This is a genomic window from Pseudomonas onubensis (assembly GCF_965653655.1).
GTDB lineage: Bacteria > Pseudomonadota > Gammaproteobacteria > Pseudomonadales > Pseudomonadaceae > Aquipseudomonas.
In genome coordinates this window covers 1-18,242 of the sequence record NZ_CBFHAZ010000050.1, presented here as the reverse complement: position 1 = coordinate 18,242, position 18,242 = coordinate 1, and the positions used below count along the sequence as shown (strand labels likewise).

Annotated in this window: 15 protein-coding genes; 7 read left to right on the top strand and 8 right to left on the bottom strand. The window is 59.9% G+C overall.

What is annotated here, in order from left to right:
• Positions 1 to 5: 5 nt before the first annotated feature.
• The 5 genes from ACTD9P_RS17130 to ACTD9P_RS17110 form a co-directional block, all read right to left on the bottom strand.
• The gene (locus tag ACTD9P_RS17130) at positions 6 to 710 is read right to left on the bottom strand and encodes an ABC transporter permease (protein ID WP_219267868.1); all 705 of its coding nucleotides are present in this window, start codon (positions 708 to 710) and stop codon (positions 6 to 8) included.
• Entirely contained in the window at positions 710 to 1,564 is an 855-nt protein-coding gene (locus tag ACTD9P_RS17125) for a transporter substrate-binding domain-containing protein (RefSeq protein WP_438868621.1), read from the bottom strand. The genes ACTD9P_RS17130 and ACTD9P_RS17125 overlap by 1 nt, the downstream gene beginning before the upstream one ends.
• 24 nt (positions 1,565 to 1,588) lie before the next feature.
• Positions 1,589 to 3,583, bottom strand: coding sequence for an aminotransferase class I/II-fold pyridoxal phosphate-dependent enzyme (locus ACTD9P_RS17120; RefSeq protein ID WP_438868620.1), 1,995 nt, complete (start codon positions 3,581 to 3,583; stop codon positions 1,589 to 1,591).
• Between the two features lie 504 nt (positions 3,584 to 4,087).
• Entirely contained in the window at positions 4,088 to 4,843 is a 756-nt protein-coding gene (locus ACTD9P_RS17115; protein ID WP_438868619.1) for a CDP-diacylglycerol diphosphatase, read from the bottom strand.
• A gap of 57 nt (positions 4,844 to 4,900) precedes the next feature.
• Entirely contained in the window at positions 4,901 to 5,884 is a 984-nt protein-coding gene (locus ACTD9P_RS17110; RefSeq protein WP_438868618.1) for an aldo/keto reductase, read from the bottom strand.
• Positions 5,885 to 5,996: 112 nt separating this feature from the next.
• Here ACTD9P_RS17110 and ACTD9P_RS17105 point away from each other — a divergent pair, with 112 nt between their 5' ends.
• The 4 genes from ACTD9P_RS17105 to ACTD9P_RS17090 all read left to right on the top strand — a co-directional run bounded on the left by ACTD9P_RS17105 (position 5,997) and on the right by ACTD9P_RS17090 (position 13,815).
• A complete protein-coding gene (locus tag ACTD9P_RS17105; RefSeq protein ID WP_438868617.1) occupies positions 5,997 to 6,923 on the top strand; it encodes a LysR family transcriptional regulator in 927 nt (308 codons plus the stop codon).
• Positions 6,924 to 7,078: 155 nt separating this feature from the next.
• The gene (locus ACTD9P_RS17100; protein ID WP_438868616.1) at positions 7,079 to 11,992 is read left to right on the top strand and encodes a glycosyltransferase; all 4,914 of its coding nucleotides are present in this window, start codon (positions 7,079 to 7,081) and stop codon (positions 11,990 to 11,992) included.
• Between the two features lie 71 nt (positions 11,993 to 12,063).
• On the top strand, positions 12,064 to 13,404 hold the full coding sequence (locus ACTD9P_RS17095; RefSeq protein ID WP_438868615.1) for a cation:proton antiporter: 1,341 nt from the start codon (positions 12,064 to 12,066) through the stop codon (positions 13,402 to 13,404).
• Between the two features lie 63 nt (positions 13,405 to 13,467).
• Entirely contained in the window at positions 13,468 to 13,815 is a 348-nt protein-coding gene (locus ACTD9P_RS17090; RefSeq protein WP_438868614.1) for a helix-turn-helix domain-containing protein, read from the top strand.
• On the opposite strand, the gene ACTD9P_RS17085 is transcribed toward ACTD9P_RS17090, so the two are convergent.
• The 3 genes from ACTD9P_RS17085 to ACTD9P_RS17075 all read right to left on the bottom strand — a co-directional run bounded on the left by ACTD9P_RS17085 (position 13,806) and on the right by ACTD9P_RS17075 (position 14,788).
• Positions 13,806 to 13,946, bottom strand: a complete 141-nt coding sequence (locus tag ACTD9P_RS17085; protein ID WP_164488403.1) for a hypothetical protein — start codon at positions 13,944 to 13,946, stop codon at positions 13,806 to 13,808. The two genes, ACTD9P_RS17090 and ACTD9P_RS17085, sit on opposite strands and share 10 nt — an antisense overlap.
• Positions 13,947 to 13,957: 11 nt before the next feature.
• The gene (locus tag ACTD9P_RS17080) at positions 13,958 to 14,170 is read right to left on the bottom strand and encodes a hypothetical protein (protein ID WP_438868613.1); all 213 of its coding nucleotides are present in this window, start codon (positions 14,168 to 14,170) and stop codon (positions 13,958 to 13,960) included.
• Between the two features lie 72 nt (positions 14,171 to 14,242).
• Positions 14,243 to 14,788, bottom strand: coding sequence for a hypothetical protein (locus tag ACTD9P_RS17075; RefSeq protein ID WP_219267859.1), 546 nt, complete (start codon positions 14,786 to 14,788; stop codon positions 14,243 to 14,245).
• Between the two features lie 461 nt (positions 14,789 to 15,249).
• Between ACTD9P_RS17075 and ACTD9P_RS17070 the strand changes: the two genes are divergently transcribed.
• The 3 genes from ACTD9P_RS17070 (at position 15,250) to ACTD9P_RS17060 (ending at position 18,149) form a co-directional block, all read left to right on the top strand.
• Positions 15,250 to 16,659 carry a circularly permuted type 2 ATP-grasp protein gene (locus ACTD9P_RS17070; RefSeq protein WP_438868612.1) on the top strand — a complete coding sequence of 470 codons (1,410 nt, stop codon included), beginning with the start codon at positions 15,250 to 15,252 and terminating at the stop codon, positions 16,657 to 16,659.
• A 2-nt stretch (positions 16,660 to 16,661) separates the two neighbouring features.
• Positions 16,662 to 17,612, top strand: coding sequence for an alpha-E domain-containing protein (locus tag ACTD9P_RS17065; protein WP_017253783.1), 951 nt, complete (start codon positions 16,662 to 16,664; stop codon positions 17,610 to 17,612).
• Between the two features lie 108 nt (positions 17,613 to 17,720).
• Positions 17,721 to 18,149 (top strand): nuclear transport factor 2 family protein, encoded by a 429-nt coding sequence (locus ACTD9P_RS17060; RefSeq protein ID WP_438868611.1) that lies wholly within the window; start codon positions 17,721 to 17,723, stop codon positions 18,147 to 18,149.
• Positions 18,150 to 18,242 lie beyond the last annotated feature (93 nt).

The window sequence follows — 18,242 nt, the reverse complement described above, 5'->3', positions numbered from 1 at the left end:
GCGCCTCACTCGACAACCGGCATCCAGCGACGAATACGTCGCTCCAGGCGCCCGGACAGGTAGTTGGAAGCCAGCGTCACCAGGTAATACAAGGCGGCGGCCGTGAGGTAGAACAGCAAGTAATGACGCGTGGAACCCGCCGCCTGCTTGGCGGTGTACAGCAGCTCGTTGGTGCCGACCACGCTGATCAAGGCGCTGTCCTTGATCAGGTTGATCCACAGGTTGGACATGCCCGCCAATGCATACGGCGCCATGATCGGCAAAGTCACCCGGCGAAACAGGCCAAAGCCGCTCAAGCCAAAGGCCCGCGCCGCTTCGATCTGGCCGTGGGGAATGGCCAGGATCGCCGCGCGGAAAATCTCCGACGCGTAGGCACCCTGCACCAGCCCCAATACCAGGATCGCCACCAACGGCCCGCTGATATTGACCTGGGCAAAACCCAGCCACAGCATCAACACGTTAAGGCCCATGGAGCCTGCGTAATACAGCAGCAGGATCAGCAGCAGTTCCGGCACCGCGCGAAACACCGTGGTGTAGCCGCGCATCAACAGTGCAATCGGGCGCGGCGCGCTGAGCTTGGCGCAGGCCACCACCAGGCCGATCAGCAAGCCCACAGCGAAGGCGCCGACGGAGATTTGCAGGGTCATCCATAACCCTTTGAGCAGTGCATTGCCCCATCCTTGGTCACCAAAGCTGAGGAGATCGAGCATTATTCGGTCTTCTGGGCGATTTGCTGATAGGGGCTGTCACAGGTCTTGCTCACAAAGGCCGGGGTGTCGGCGCGCTTGCACGGGCTCACCGACAGGCCGAAATAGTGCTGGGACAAGTCGTCAAAGTCCTTGCTCACCAGCAGTTCGCCGATGGCTTTGTCGAGGCGGGCCTTGAGCGCGGTGTCCTCCTTGCGCAAACCGGCGCCGACGCCACGCCCGATGATCGGGTCGTAGGGCACGCTGGCGATGTGCGCCAGGCCACTGGCTTCCGGGGTCTTGACCATCATGGCGATGGCGGTGTCGTCGGCCATCATGTAGTCGATTCGCCCGGCGATCAGGTCGGCATTCGCCGATTCCTGGGTGTCGTAGTACTTGAGGTCAGCGATGTTCTCGTAGTACTTCTTCAGGTAGTTGGCGCTGACCGTGGAGATCTGCACGCCGATCAACTTGCCCTTGAGGCCTTCGGGGGTAATGTCCACTGTAGCGCCTTTGGGGCCTGCCACACCCAGCAGTGAATCGTAATAGGCGCGGCTGAAGGCGATCTGTTTTTCACGTTCGTCGGTGACCGACATCGAGGAGAAAATCACGTCGATTTTCTTCGCCAGCAATGAGGGAATGATGCCGTCCCACGCCACTTCCTTGATCTGACACTCGGCTTTCATGCCTTCACACAGCTTGTGGATCAGGTCGACTTCAAAGCCTGACCACTGGCCGTTCCCGCCTTTTACGGTGAACGGCGGATAGGGTTCGGCCGCCACCGCAAACACGATGGGTTTTTCTGCCGCCAGGGTAAAACCTGCGGTCAACATCAACACTGCACTGCCCAACCACGTTGCCATGCGCTTGCATTTCATGATTTGCCCCGTCTTTTTCTGGAGTTAGCGAGTTTGATGCGCGTTGACGAACTGTCGGCAACGCTCACTGCGTGGGTCGAGGAACACCGCGTCCGGCGTGCCGGTTTCTTCGATCAAACCTTGGTGCAGAAAAGCCACTTTGGAGGACACATCCCGGGCGAAGGCCATTTCATGGGTGACCAGGATCATGGTGCGGCCTTCTTCGGCCAGGGAGCGGATCACGCGCAGCACTTCGCCCACCAGTTCGGGGTCGAGGGCTGAGGTGGGTTCGTCGAACAGCATGACTTTGGGGCGCATGGCCAGTGCGCGGGCAATCGCCACGCGCTGCTGTTGGCCGCCTGACAGGAACGCCGGGAACTCATTGCGCTTGGCGGCCAGGCCGACGCGGTCGAGCAAGGCTTCAGCGCGTTCGATGGCCTCGGCACGGCTTTCGCGCAGTACCTGGGTGGGCGCTTCAATAAGGTTTTCGAGGACGGTGCGGTGCGGCCACAGGTTGAAGTTCTGGAATACCATGCCCAGGGTCGAACGGATGCGCACCAATTGCTTGGCATCGGCGACCAGCGGCGCGCCGGGCATGCCGTAATTGAGCTTGATGCTTTCACCGTCGACATGGATGCTGCCCTGGTCGGGCACTTCGAGCATATTGATGCAGCGCAGCAAGGTGCTTTTGCCCGAGCCGCTGGCACCGATCAGCGAGATCACTTCACCTTCGTTGGCCGTAAGCGAGATGCCCTTGAGCACCTCGATATTGCCGAAGCGCTTATGCAGGTCGATCACCTCAATCATCTTGCGCGCCTCGACCGGCGCCAGCACTTCTATCTTTGGCGCCGGCGCCACACGCGGCTCGCCGGCAAGCTTGGCGACAAAGCCGGCGATACGCTGGCAGGCCTCGGCCAGGCGTGCTTCGCCCAAGGTAAAGGAAAGCCGCACGAAACCTTGCGCCGGTTCACCAAACGCCGCGGCATCCAGCACTGACACACCCGCCTCGCGGAACAGGCGCCAGGCAAAATCCAAGGAGCCCAGGCCCGTGCCGCGCACGTCCACCAGCACAAACATCCCGGCTTGCGGTGCCTGCACCTTGATGCCGGGGCACGCACTCAGGCCGGCCACGACCAGGTCACGGCGGCGCCGGTAGATGTCGCGCATGCCCACCGTCACGTCATCATGGGCCAACACGGCTGCTGTGGCGGCTTCCATCACAAAACCCGGCAAGCCGTAGAGCATGCTCAGCACCAGGGTTTCGGCGTGGCTGATCATTTCTGCTGAGGCGATCAGCCAGCCGGTTCGCCAGCCGGTCATGGCGTGGGATTTGGACAGGCTGCCAATCACGATGCAGCGTTCGGCCATGCCGGGCAACGCAGCGAGGCTGTGGTATTGGCCGTCAAACACCAGGCTTTCGTAGACCTCATCCACCACCACCCACAGGTCGTGGGCGATCGCCAGGTCGGCTATTGCTTGCAGTTCCTGTGGGTTGAGTACGACGCCGGTGGGGTTATTGGGGTTGGAGAAGAAGATGGCACGGCTGCGCGGGGTGATGGCGGCAGCCAGGCGTTGTGCATCCAGGCGAAACCCGGACTCCGGCGAGCACGGTACGCGCACCAGGGTGGCGCCGCTGGCTTTAAGCGTGGCTTCGTAGGTGACGTACATCGGGTCGAGCACCAACACTTCATCACCGGCTTGCAGCAGGCACAGGGAACTGATGAACAAGGCGTTTTGTGCGCCGGGCACGATGATCACGTTGTCGGCATTCAGTGAGCGTGCCAGGGTCTTGCTGTAGCGCGCCGCGACGGCTTCGCGCAGGGCGCTGCGGCCGGGGATTTCGGTGTAGTGGGTGTCGCCGCTGTGCAGCGCGCTGACAGCGGCGTCGGTGATGAACGACGGCGTGGCGAAATCGGGGTCGCCGACGCTGAGGATGATGATGTCTTCGCCCTGGCTGGCAGCCTGGAACGCGGCGTGGTGGATGTCCCAGGCGGCGACGCCCTGCCCTGCAATACGTTCGACGAAGGGGGAAAACCGCATGCCAGAGCCTCTCGTTAAAAACTAAAAAGCGCGAACCCGGTTGTGTGCAAACGGGTGGATGCGGTCAACATAGTGCAAACTGAACAGTCGTTCAATGGGTATGTTTGAGGGGGTGTCGTTTATCGAGTGAACAGGTCGTGAATGACTTTTTCCTGGGGGGATGGGGCGCCTAAGATCAAGATCTACAGCACGGCGGCCTGAAAGCCGACCTGAGTGGTTGAATCAAAAGCCAGATCAAGTGCGAAGCAAAAGCCTCTCTACCTGATGCACCGCGGTCTAAATGTGGGAGCGGGCTTGCTCGCGAAAGCGGTGGGTCAGCCAATTTATCTGTCACTGACCCACCGCATTCGCGAGCAAGCCCGCTCCCACACTTGACCGCATGCAGTTTTGAAAATGGATAGGGACAACTTCGCGGGCCGCAGCGTGGGCGGCACCGGCTAACAGGAACAGCGAGGCCAACACGGTCAAGCGCATGGAGAGGATCCGAATCAGGTTAGTAGAGGCTTACAGTTGGCTCATCAGGTCACAACGAGGGTCTTGCAACTCCTCGGCTGAACCCAGGTTCAGCTCGGTCAAGGTCACGTGGGTGCTGAGTAGCACAAAGCTGCCATCGTCGCGGGGTGCCATCAGCAGGCTGTACTGGCTCATGCTGCCGCCCTGGGCATCCACGTATTCACGCAACACGGCCAGGGGGTCGAGTGCATCAGCGTCCGCCGCCGACAAGGTGCGGGCACTGTAGGTGTGCCCCATCAAGCGCGTGGGCAGTACGCGCCACTGTTCATCGAGGCTGTCGCCTTGCTGGTTGAGGAAGGCGAAGGTATACGGGCGCAGGCAGGCGATGTGCAGGTGCAACTGATTCTGCGAGCGGCCATAGCGGGAGTTGATCGCCACCGACACAAACGCATCGGGGATCGGTTTGGTCAAGCCCGCAGACAGCACCGCACGGTGCCGCCAGGCCTGGGTAAAGTAATGCGGCAGCAGGTGCCGCCCCAGGGCCGGGTCTTCGATGCCGGTAACTTTATCCACGGGAATCAACAGGTCCTGGAACGGGCCGTTGCGGTCTTTGAACAGGGTGTAGCCACGGTCCAGGTCCACCGCCAGGCACGGGCTGGGGTTTTGATGCTGTTGCTGGTCGGGCACACACTGCTGGCTGACGATACGCCACAACGCGTCAGGATTGCCCCGCCATTGCCAGGCCCCCACCAGCGCCAGCACAGCGAGCAAACCACCAGCGATTTTGAATACGGTACCGCGCTTCATGCAAAAACCTCGACGAACAGGGATGTTGTGTGTGTGCCGACATCCCTGTCGTTAAGGCTAACGTTTGGCGGGGGCCATAAATTCCGGCCCGATAGGATCTTTTATCGTGCTGGCGAGAATACGGTCGATATGTGTCAGGTCATCGGCGCTCAGGTGCCAGCCAAACACCTCTTCAAAGCCCTTCAATTGTTCGGGGCGGCGCGCGCCCCACAGTGCAATGGTCGGGCCTTGGTCGAGCACCCAGCGCATGGCCAGCGCCAGCACCGATTTGCCATGGCATTCGCGCGCGTAACTGTCCAGCGCCGCCACCGCCGCCAGGTATTGCTCAAAACGCGGCGCCTTGAATTTGGGATCAAGCTTGCGCACATCATCCCCGGCAAAACTGGTGGCCGAGTGCATGCTGCCGGTGAGCAAGCCACGGCACAGCGGGCCATAGGCCAACAGCACCAGCGAGTGCTGGCGGGCATAGGGCAGGATGTCGCTGTCGATGGCGCGCTCGAACAGGTTGTACGGGGGCTGCACAGTGGCCAGCGCGGTGTGCCGACTGAAGTCGTCCATTTGCGCGCAGGAATAGTTGCTCACGCCGACAGCCAGGATCTTGCCCTCACGGCGCAGCCGCTCCAGCTCTTCGGCGGTTTCTTGCTGGGCCACCAGCGGGTCGGGCCAGTGCACCTGGTACAGGTCGATATAGTCGGTGTCCAGGCGCACCAACGAGTCTTCGACTTCTTTGCGAATGCGCCGCGCCGTGGCATTGCGCCGGGTGGTGCCGTCGTCCCACTGCAGGCCGGCCTTGGTGGCGATCACCGCACTGTGGCGCATGCCGCGTACGGCCTTGCCGATCAGTTCTTCAGACAACCCAAGGCCATACACCGGCGCGGTGTCGATCAGGTTGATGCCACAGTTCAAGGCATGGCGAATGGTCTTGATCGACTGCTCGTTGTCCGCACCGCCCCACAAATGCCCACCCATGGACCAGGTGCCGAGGGCAATCCGCGAGACGGCCTTGTCGATGCCGGCAATCCGGATGGTCTCGATGCGCATAAAAAATTCCTCGAACTGCAAAAATACGTAGAAAAACAATTACTCTAGATCATCCGAGGTTGAATAGGGCTCAACGCCCCATGCAACCGAACTCCTGGTAATGAGGCTTGATATGGCGGCTTTTAATCGTTCCGAATTGGCCGATCTGAATGTGTTCATGGCGATCATCCGGCGCCGCAGTTTTCGCCATGCCGCCCATGAGCTGGGCGTGACCACCTCGGCCCTGAGCCACACCATGCGCAACCTGGAAACGCGCCTGGGGGTCAAGCTGCTGTACCGCACCAGCCGCGCGGTAGAACCGACTGACGCCGGCACTCTGCTGGCGGAAAAACTCACCCTGGGCTTTGCCACCATCCAGGACGGCCTCGACACCCTCGAGCTGCACCGCGAAGCACCGATTGGCCGCCTGCGCATCAACGTGCCGCGGGATGCGGCCGTGCTGCTGTTGGCGCCAATTCTCGGCGCCTTCACCGACGCCTACCCGCAGCTGCGCCTGGACCTGATCGTCGAAGACCACATGCTCGACATCATTGCCGAAGGCTACGACGCGGGTATCCGCTATGGCGCCACCGTGCCCCAGGACATGGTCGCGGTGCCGCTGACGGGGGCACTGCGCTGGATCATGGTCGCCTCCCCGGCCTACCTCGCCCGGCGCGGTACACCGCAAGTGCCCAAGGACCTGCTGGAGCATGCGTGCATCCGCATGTACCTGGGCGACAAGACCACCTACAAATGGGAATTGGGCAATGGGGCGCGCCAGCAACGCATCGACGTGCCGGGAAACTTCAGCGCGGCCGACACCGAAACCATCGTCAATGCGGCGCTGCAAGGCGTGGGGATTGCCTATTGCCTGTCGGACCGCGTGCAGCAGCAGCTTGCCGACGGCCGCCTGGTGGAGGTCATGCCGGACTGGGCCTGCATGGGCGAACCGCTGTGCATGTACTACCCGAGCCGTCGCCAGTCGCAACCGGGGTTGCGCCAGTTGATGGACATGATTCGGATGAAAACCATCGGTTCGCAGTTGATGGAAACACATTGAACCTGAGGCAGGCTGGACTGGAAGGGCAGAAATGTAGCGCAACAACATAATCGGCGGATCAAGGGAGCCAATCCCAGGCGATTGTTACTCAAGGGAAACACTCCGTTAGCAGCCCCAGGCAAGGCTGTGTTTCCAAACGCCCAAGGCCCGCCCCTATGAACACCGTTTCCAGCAAGATCATCGTCGCTCCTCAACCTGCTCCTGTGTTGTCTCCACCCCCACCGCCTTCGAGGCAAAAACGTGACACCTCTTCCCCGCTGGAAGAGGAGTCCACCACGCGTGCCAAGGGCGATAGCGAATTGGCAGAGCAATACGCGATCGCCCTGAACCTGGCCGGCCGCCGTATCAAAGTTGAAGACTTCGATTACATTCCTCCCCACTCAACCTTTGGCCAATGGTGGGGGCACTTGCATGACGCCTTCCAGTCGCCCGACGTTCAGCAGTGGATGAAGGCCTTGGGAATTGACACCACCTCGATAAAAATCGATGCCAAATCAGGTCAAATATCTTTTTACCTTGAGCGCTCTCTTGACCCGCTACGCACGTTGCACACGCTGGGCCAGGACGATAGCCGGTGGGCTGCTCTGAGCGCGCCGATCCTTCGCGCCGCGCGCGCCATAGACAGCGAATTTCGTTTTGCACCGCCCGTCAATAGCCTGGACGCACCTGTACCCTGGAGACTCGTCGGCCGATTTTATCAGGAGCCACAGAACCTGACGCTGTCTGGCATGCTCAAGCGGGCGGACGAAATCAGCCACCAGACGCATAATTTCAAGACCCTCGATCCAGTCCGCTTTGCGGACCTGATCCAGTCGCGCAGCGAAGAAACACTGCGCGAGCAAAAAGCGGTTCTGGGTGACATCCACAATTGGCACCGGGCGGGCGTCACGCTGCAACGTCTGGCGATGGCCCTGGAAAATGGCAGCAAAAAGGTCGAGGAACTCCAGGCCGAACTGGGGCAGCCGCTGCCTCTGTCTGCCATCAGCACCTACCGGCCAACGGGCATTGGCGCCCCAAACGAAGTCAGCCTGCAGCAGTTTCTGCAGGATCATGGCTGGGACATCCCCACCAACCTCGAGCAACTGGAGAACCTCGCCAGCGCTCTCCTCGCGCCGAATTACCGGGCTGCCACCCATGGCGATCTGGGCGGCGCGCTGACGTGGCCTGAACCGCTTGAGCATAACGACCAGGTACGGCTGAAGTTTTATATAAGCGAAGGGAAATTCGGCGACTTCACGATAAAACCCTTCAAGCATGTCCTGGACTATCTGCTCAATAGCCGACCGATCTCCGCTGAGGAACAGCTGAACCCGCGACAGCTGATCGACAGTTTGGTCAGCTCACCCAGAGGCACCGCACTGGGCGAGGCGATTCAGGCCACATTCGAGGCGCGCTCAGTAAAAGGCAGTGCCACTGACTGGCTGTTGGCGGCCTTGGGCGTGGGAAAATACGGCCAGGGCCAGGGTGAAATACGTATTGACGGTTACCCCCTGGTATCAGCCAGCAACAGCCACAAATCGGCGTCGGCGGTGGTCAAGGAGCTGGAGGAGCATCTGCTTGCCAACGGCCTCGCCTCGTCTGCGCAAGCTGCATCAGTTCAGGCCTACCTCATGCTCGCCCATCGCGCTCCGCAGTTTCTGGCCAAGGATATCCCGCAGCAAGTGACAGTGGGCTCACACAGCTGGGTCAGCTTCACCACAGCGGTGGCGCGCGTGGAAGCGAAAGCGCCGGGCGCGACCAGCAAAATGGACTATGCGCAAATCATGCTGGCGGCCAACACTGCACCGATCTCGGACGAAGAGCGCCAGATTGAATATGCTGCCCAGAACGAAGCGATCAAAGCCTGGGCGAATGCCAATGGTTTGGGCTATCCAACCACCGATACCGCCCTGTCCGAGGTGCGCGCGGCGTACGACCAGCATGTCCGCGAACTGAGCGAAGCGGCCGCACTGCCCCCCCTCACGACACCCACCACCAAAGCCATTGCGCTCGACCATTTGAAAAAAGCGTTCCCCGATATGGACCCAGCGCTGTTCGAGCAAAAGTGCATTGAGTCCAAACCCTACACCTACATATTCCCCGGCCCCTACTCACTGCTGGACCTGTACATTGATGGCCGAGCGCTTCGATCCCCACCACCCGATTCCGACAGCGGGGTGCGCGGGGCATGGGTCTCCTCATCAGACAACATTGATATCAACGGTTTGCTGCCAAGGCTCAAACTTCTGCCGGATCCCGGCAAGCAATTCAATGAGGACTTTCGCACGTTCTCGGATGCCGTCAAAAAGGCCACGTCGGCGCAGCTCAAGGTCCTGATTTCGAAATTGCCACTGGAGGACCGGGAGAATCTGGAGTTCGGCGAAATCGTCGTGCACCAGGACATCCGCTACGACCGTGTGCCTGGCTCCAGTTATGACAGGCGTGTTGAAACAGGCGTGGTGCTGGTCGAGACGCTGCGCACCGTCAACGGTAAAACCCAGAGCATGCAGTATGCAATCAACCGACTGGAGGGCACTATTACCCGGCAGCGGAGCCAGTTTTATGAAGCACTCTCGCCTGCCAGCCTTGCGTCCACCGGCCCACGTTATATAGCAGACCAGATAACGCCCAAGGGTGACTACCCTGCCGGGATAACCGACGAACGCAAAGGCGCCACAGATGTACCGAAGAACTTTGCCAGTGCCAGAACCCAATACCTGGCCGATGCATTGATCGCGGATATGAAGTTGCCTGAGTTGGGTGCATATTCCAGGGGAACAACAACCTTTCAGACGGAACACCGCACCGTCAATACCATTCGCGAGGTCATACTGAGCCTGATCCCGTTCAGGTCCGCCATTAAAAACTTCAGTGAGGGCAAGAATACTCAAGGCGCTGTCGACTTGGCGTTTGATATCTTTGGTTTTTTGGTCGGCCTCGGCACCGCTGCCAAGGCCTCGAAAGTCGCATTTGCCGGTGCTTCCGCGCTGTCAAAAACTGCCCAGGTGCTGAAGATTATTGGACGCGCGGGCGCGGGCGCGCTGAACCCGTTTAGTGGTCTTGATGACTTGGCACAGGGGGCTCTGAAGGGCCTGAAGTTTGTCGCCGGCAAGGCACATAAAGGCGTCAATTACCTGCGCGGTGCGCACCGCAGTGTCAACCTGTTGGAATTGGCTAAAAAGGCCGATATCGCTGAGGGAACATTCAGGACAGCCAACAGCGCTAGCCGCACGAAAGCCCTGGCGAAATTCGATGAAGCCACCCAAAAGTGGTACGCCTTGGACCCGCGCACGAAGCAGGCCTACGGCAAACCGCTGGAGCACTTCGTCCCCGACGTGCCCAAGCCGGGAGACTCGAACAGTTTGCGCGCTATCGCCAGTGACGACGCCATCCAGACCGCCAGCGAGCAGCATGGGCTGGCGGCTTGCGGGACAATCAAGGTGGGGCAGGAAACAGTCGAGCGACAGGCTGTGATGTTCCAAGGCAATTGGCATGAATACGATGCGTTGAAGCAACGCGCCATTGGCCCGCCCTTGAAAGACTTTACACCCAACCGCGTTGCAGCCAGTGGCGAAGTACGCTCACTGGACGATCTGCACAGCTATGAAGCCCGCTACATCGCCGCAGACGAGTTATCGACCAAGGGCTTGCAGAACAACGTGTTCGTGGGCCGCAGCAAGCGCGAATATGTGAAGGTTGATGGCCGGCTCTTTGAGTCCCGGGTCAAGGACGGCCAGCGCGTCATCCGCCATCCGAACGGCACAAGCCCCGATATTCCTGTCAAGGATCTTGGCCCTTCAGGGTGGGTACCCGCATCCCGGGCCGAGCGCCTGCTGGGCGGCGCCACTGGCACATCGACGCCTTTCAGGTTGGGGGATAGCACCTACGTGGTGCCGATGGACGCTATTAAAGTCGTGGAAACCTCAGGCAATCCATTCAGGATTAATTACAAAAACGTCGATCAGGAAGTTGCTTTCGACAGCACGGCCGGCCTATGGAGAGGCACCCACGAACAAAGTCAGCAGTATTACTGGCGAACGACCAAAGGCGACTGGCAGCGGGGAACACTGGAAGAATCCAGAAAGGCTAAAAAAGCCAGCGCCCACCACTATAACTTTGTGGATATTTCGTCGATTCCCGGAATCCCGAAACAACTGGCCCCCGTGCCCAAAACATTGAACTATTTTTGGGCAGGCCAGGAGATTCCCGCCCACTTGGTCGACAACATGACCAAAAACGCCAGCCGCGCCCCCGGGTATAAAACAGTCCTGCACGTGGACGCCGACAGCCCTGCTGTTTTTAAACAAATAGAAAGCAAGCTCAAGGAGAAAGTGCCTGGCGTGACGGTGCTCAACCTTAATGAAGACGCCGCATTCAAGCAGTTGAAGAACGGCGAAATGTACAGCTACTTCCGACAAGGGCAAGGCAAGAATCTGGCTGCCGCTTCGGATGTAGCCCGCTACCCGATCATGAATAAACACGGTGGCTTTTATCTGGATACCGATGACCTTATTCGAAACAACGTCGGTGCCATCGATGTCGCAGCAGGCGCCGACGATGTGCTGCTCGGTTCGCCCGTGACGCACCCGCTGGCCGAATACAAATCGTTCTACAACACCAGTAACTTTGCGACTCGACCCGGCAACCCAGTGCTTGACGAGATGATCAGGGAGATGAATAAACGCTTTGCGACAAACAAAGCCTACTTTGCGAATAATCGACCGACTGCCACGCGAGGCCCCGATGGCAAGATCCAGTTCACCCCCGAGTTCAAGGAGTATGAGGCCAAAATATTCGATACCGTCGGTCCGAATATGTTTAATGACACACTAAAAGCCAAAAGACCCGACATGTACGACTTGGGTATGGATGGCCTCCCTAAAGAAGCAACAGTGGTCGATGGCCTACTTGTGCCGCAAGGTCCAGTCGTCAACATTGAACAAAGGATTAAAGAGGCCTACGAGCGTCAGGGCGTGGTGGTGCCAATAACAGCGCCCTTACAGATCAAGAGGACCAAGGAGCATTATTTCCCGCTGCGCTACAGATTCAATGTGAAAGTTGGGGCTGACCATTCCTGGATCAGTACCTGATCGCACCCGATTGAACCTGCATCGAGCCGTGGTCCTCCAACCGAGACAGACCACGGCCTGGTGCACACACGATGACGTTTATTATTTGGATGGCCGTACTCGGCGCCGTACTCCTCACCCTTGCCCTCACCTCCTCCTACCTGCGCTGGATGCCGGTGACCACCTCGGCGGTGTGCCTGTTGCTGGGCATCGCCATTGGTCCGCTGGGCGTCGACCTCTTGGGTCTGGATATCAAAGGCTCGGCGCGCTGGATGGAGCACCTCACCGAAGTCGCGGTGTTGTTTTCGCTGTTCGTCAGCGGTTTGAAACTGCGCCTGCCGCTCAAACATCGCACCTGGCGCGTTGCATTCGGCATGGCCGGGCCGGTCATGCTGCTGAGCATTCTCGGGGTGTGCCTTGCGCTGCACTATTTATTTGCGTTGTCCTGGGGCGTTTCGCTGCTGGTGGGTGCCATTTTGGCACCGACAGACCCGGTGCTGGCCGGGCTGGTGCAGGTCAATGATGCACAGGATTATGACGCGCTGCGTTTTGGCTTGTCCGGCGAAGCGGGCTTGAACGATGGCACCGCCTTTCCATTTGTGATTTTCGCGCTGCTGTTTATGCAGCACGGCGGCTTTGACGGCGACTGGATTGGCGGCTGGGTGCTGAAAAACCTGCTGTGGGCAGTGCCCGCCGGGTTGTTGATCGGCTATTGGATGGGCCGAGGCATCGGCCGTGTGACCCTGTGGTTGCGTATCACCCATGCCGACAGCACCTTGTCACCCAACGATTACCTGACCCTGGCACTGATTGCCCTGGCCTACGTCGTGGCCGAGGCCGTGGGCGGTTTCGGCTTTTTATCGGTATTTGCCGCCGGGCTGGGGTTGCGCCAGGCTGAGTTCAGGTCCACCGGTCACTCGCAGACGCCTTCAGAGCATTTGGCGCTGCCGGTGGTGGGCCATCTGGAGGTGGAACCTGAGCGAGCCCTGCAAGGCGACGTCAGTGACCTGCAGGATACGCAAATTGCCGCCGGCGTGATGATGGGCGACATGCTCTCGTTCGGCAGCCTGGTGGAGCGCTCGATGGAAGTGTTCCTGGTAACGGTGCTGGGCATCGTGCTGGCCAGCCACTGGGACTGGCGCGCACTGCCGGTCGCCGCGCTGTTGTTCTGCGTGATTCGACCGTTCAGCGTGCTGGTGATGCCTTGGCGCGGCCTGATCGACCATCGGCAACGCTTGCTGATGGGCTGGTTCGGCATTCGCGGCATCGGCAGCATTTACTACCTGTTCTATGCGCTCAACCACGGGCTGATCGGCACCAGCAGTGCGGTGGCGGTGAACCTGACGATTTCGGTAATCGCTTTAAGCATCGTCGTACATGGCCTGAGCACCCAGCCGATGCTGGCGTGGTACGAACGAAGGGTACGCAAATAAACTGAATCCCTCGCCTTACGGGCTTTCAAACCCTTGGAACCAAGTAACAGGGTGGGTAAAGTCATGAAGCAGATAGGCCTGCGACTCTATGAAGAACGCCAACGCCTTGGCTATACGCAGCAGCGCTTGGCGCAGGCGGGTGGGGTAACGGCGCGGGAGCAGCGTCAATATGAACAAGGAGAGGATTTGCCGCGTGCCGACTACCTGGCGGCATTGGCCGCGCAAGGTGTGGATGTGGTCTATGTGATCACCGGCAAGCGCAGCACCGTCATCAACATCGATCGCGAGCAGGCACAATTGTTGATGGATAACCGCGTGGTGGGTCAGGAAGTGATGCCGGACGGGCAGCCAGAGGAAGCAGTTTACTTCAAGCTCGGTAACCCGTCGCAGCGATCATCGGATCAGTCCTGATTTTCGGTATTGCCTACATCCGCTGCGTCATCCAGATCATTCAGCGGTACTTCTGCATCATCCATCAATGAGCCTGGGTCTTCATTGCCCGGGTCATTGAGTTCTTCCTCGTCATCCAGTTCTTGTGACATAACCGTCTCCTCTAACCGCCCTGGGTGTCGATATCGGCATCGGTTTCAGGCTTGGGCGCACGCGTGGGCTTGAAGTCTGGACTGTAGTCGTTTTCCCGGGCCTTGGGGTCGCTGGCAGGTTTCGGGTCTTTGGGCGCATCGGCAGCGGTGCCGGGCGCCGGCTCGCCGCGATCGATGGCCGGGTCGTTACGGTTGCTGGTTTGGGGGTCGTTGCTGGTGTTCATAGGTCACCTCTCATGTAAAACGTAGCCTGCGTAAACTTAAGGGTGCGCGCAGCGCCACGAAGTTCAAATTGCTTAAGAGACCGGGTTATCCACCTGGATATAAAACGCGTACGCACCCAGCAGCACCCAGAACACCATAAACAGCCACGGCGCGCGCATGGAGAACAGCAGCGACTTGCGATAGCCCTTGTGGGATGACTCGGTCTCGCAGAACAGCGGCGAATCGTCATAGGCCAGGCCCATTACCGGCTCGCTGCGCAGCAACTCACTCTGCTTGTAGTGCCAGTGGTCGATGATTTCGTAGGCGGCGCGAATACCGGGCCAGGCGTTCAGTGAGCTGAGAATGCCGAGGGAGGCCAAAAATGCCGGCACGATCAAGGTGAAAAACTTGCCCCATTCCGGGTTCAGGTTGCCCATGCCCGAGACAAACGCGATCACCAGGAACGACTGCGCCGTCAGGTAGGCGTCGGTGCGGTTGGCCAGGATGCTGGTTTCGTACTGGATTTCGCGGCGGTAGAAGTCGAGGCGATCCTTGGGTGAACCGAAGATCTTGGCATTGTGTTCACTGTGATCGTCCAGGGCGGCGGTCGGGGTGTTGGGCGAGATGATTCTGGGCACGGCGGTGCTCCACAAGGTGACGAGCCTTGTTAGAAGAATCAGGGCGGGATGAAGTTCAAGTTTGTTCATGCACCAATTGAGCGCGCAAGGCGCCCCCTACAGGAGCGCATTCTTTGTGGCAAGCGCTTTTGTGGCGAGCGAGCTTGCTCGCGTTGGAGTGCGCAGCGCTCCCGCCTTTATTGGGGCCGCTACGCAGCCCAGCGCGAGCAAGCTCGCTCGCCACAGAAGCTCGCTCGCCACAGGGGAATAACTGCCTTGAACACCGTTCCGGCACAGGCATTGCTTAATGCATTCATCTGCCCGGATACAGGAGCATTCGTTACCCCCCGACCCAGAGCCGACCCCATAAGAAAGTAAGGACCAGGCCCGTTGGCACCCTCAGCCACAGGCTCATAAAAATATGCGTTTTTTTAAGCGGCAGTGCCACCCAAGGCAACCCTGGGCACTGACAAGGTACTGGAATGGCTCGATCTTTCTTTGATGAAATGAATGACGCAAACGGCGCCTGCCGTGCGCACTATCAGGATTTCTCCCGCTGGCTGGCCAATACGCCGCCGGAACTGTTGGCCCAACGGCGTCGCGAGGCTGATTTGCTGTTCCACCGCGCCGGGATCACCTTCACCCTCTATGGCGACGAGCAAGACACCGAACGCCTGATCCCCTTCGACATCATCCCGCGCAGCATCCCCGCCAGTGAATGGTCCGTGATCGAACGCGGCTGCATCCAACGCGTCAATGCGCTGAACATGTTCCTTGCCGACATCTATCACGACCAGCGCATCATCAAGGCTGGGATCATCCCGGCCGAGCAGGTGCTGGGCAACGAGGGTTATCAGAAGGCGATGGTCGGGCTGGATCTGCACCGCGACATCTATTCGCATATTTCCGGCGTGGACCTGGTACGCGACGGCGACGGCACCTACTACGTGCTCGAAGACAACCTGCGCACCCCCAGCGGCGTGAGCTACATGCTCGAAGACCGCAAGATGATGATGCGCCTGTTCCCGGAGGTGTTCGCCAAGCAGCGCATAGCACCGGTGGACCACTACCCCAACCTGCTGCTCAAAACCCTTAAAAGCTCCAGCCGGCTCGACAACCCCAACGTGGTCGTACTGACGCCGGGGCGCTTTAACAGCGCGTTTTTCGAGCACGCGTTCCTGGCTCGGGAAATGGGCGTGGAGCTGGTCGAAGGCGCCGACCTGTTCGTGCACGACCTTAAAGTGTTCATGCGCACCACCGATGGCCCCAAACCGGTGGACGTGATCTACCGGCGTATCGATGACGCCTTCCTCGACCCCAAGGCCTTCAACCCGGATTCCATGCTCGGCGTACCCGGCCTGGTCGCCGCCTACTGCGCCGGCAATGTGGTGCTGGCCAACGCGATCGGCACCGGCGTGGCCGATGACAAGTCGATCTACCCCTATGTGCCGGAAATGATCCGCTTCTACCTGGACGAAGAGCCGGTGCTGCAAAACGTACCGACCTTCCAGTGCCGCAAACCGGATGAACTGTCCCACGTGCTGGCCCATCTGCCTGAACTGGTGGTCAAGGAAACCCAAGGCTCCGGCGGCTACGGCATGCTGGTCGGCCCGGCTTCGACGGCTGCCGAAATCGAGGACTTCCGCCAACGCATCAAGGCGCGCCCTCACGCCTATATCGCCCAGCCGACCCTGAGCCTGTCCACCTGCCCCACCTTTGTCGAAAACGGCATCGCACCCCGGCACATCGACCTGCGCCCATTCGTGCTCTCAGGCAAGGAAACCCGCCTGGTGCCTGGCGGGCTGACCCGTGTAGCGTTGAAGGAAGGCTCGTTGATCGTCAACTCGTCGCAAGGCGGCGGAACCAAGGACACCTGGGTGGTGGAGGGCTGAGTATGTTGAGTAGAACCGCCGCAGATCTGTACTGGATGTCCCGTTACCTGGAGCGTGCCGAGAACCTGGCGCGCATGCTGGAAGTCAGTTATTCGCTGTCGTTGATGCCCCAGGCCGGGCGCAGTGACGGGCTGGATGAGTTGGCCATGTCGTTGCTCAGCAGCGGCACCCTCGACAGCTACCTCGAACGCCACAAACAGCTGGACGCCGAACGCATGCTGCACTTCTTCGCCCTCGACGAAGAAAACCCCGCCAGCATCTACAACTGCCTGCGTGCCGCCCGAGGCAATGCCCACGCCGTGCGCGGGCGCATCACCGCCGACATGTGGGAAAACCTCAACGCCACCTGGCTGGAAATGCGCAGCATCGCCGCCGGCGGCCTGGCGCGCCATGGCATCAGCCACTTCTGCGACTGGGTCAAACAGCGCTCGCACCTGTTTCGCGGGGCCACCTCCGGCACCATCATGCGCAATGACGCCTATCGGTTTATTCGCCTGGGCACCTTTGTCGAGCGTGCGGACAACACGTTGCGTCTGCTGGATGCGCGGTATGAAATGTTCGGCGAGGAATCGGAGGAAGTCAGCGACCTTTCGGCACGCGGCTATTACCAGTGGAGCGCCCTGCTCCGTGCGCTGTCATCGTTCGAAGCCTATACCGAGCTGTACCCCAACGCGCTGAATGCGCGCTCGGTCTCGGAGTTGCTGCTGTTGCGCAGTGATGTACCGCGCTCACTGCATGCGTGCATCGAGGAATTGAGCCATATCCTCGCCGACCTGCCGGGCAGTTACGGGCGCACGGCCCAGCGCCTGGCGGCCGAGTTTGAAGCGCGCCTGCGCTATACCGGCATCGATGAGATCCTGGAGGACGGCTTGCACAGCCGGCTCACGGACTTTATCGACACGGTGCGCGAACTGGCGCGGGCGATTCACAGCTCCTACCTGGAAGTGGTGTAAGTGCATTCGGGTTACTTAACTGTCAATTCGGGTGATTGACCCTGCTTGAGTGCCGCTCTTATGTTGGGCAGGTGAACCACCTTCCCAACATAAGAACAGGTACAGCCCATGTCCGAACTCCACCTGAACCCCGCCGCCGCCCACACCCTGCAACGCTGGCACACCATGCTGGCCGCTCGCGACCTCAACGCCCTGCCCGAACTGCTCGCACCCGACGCGGTATTCCGCTCGCCCATGGCTCACACGCCCTACCCCGGCGCGCCGGTGGTGTCGATGATCCTCAACACGGTGATCAAGGTGTTCGAAGATTTTGCCTATCACCGCGAACTGGCGAGTGCCGACGGACTTAACGTGGTGCTGGAGTTCAGCGCGCGCGTGGGTGAAAAGCAGCTCAAAGGTATCGATATGATTCGCTTCAACGAACAGGGGCAGATCGTCGAGTTTGAAGTGATGGTGCGTCCCTTGAGCGGGCTGCAGGCGCTGGGTGAAGAAATGGGCCGCCGGCTGGCGCCGTACCTGGCCAAGGCCAAATCCTGAGCCCAGTGACGAACAAAACGTGGGAGCGGGCTTGCTCGCGAAGGCGGTGGGTCAGCCACACATGTGCTGACTGACACTACGCCTTCGCGAGCA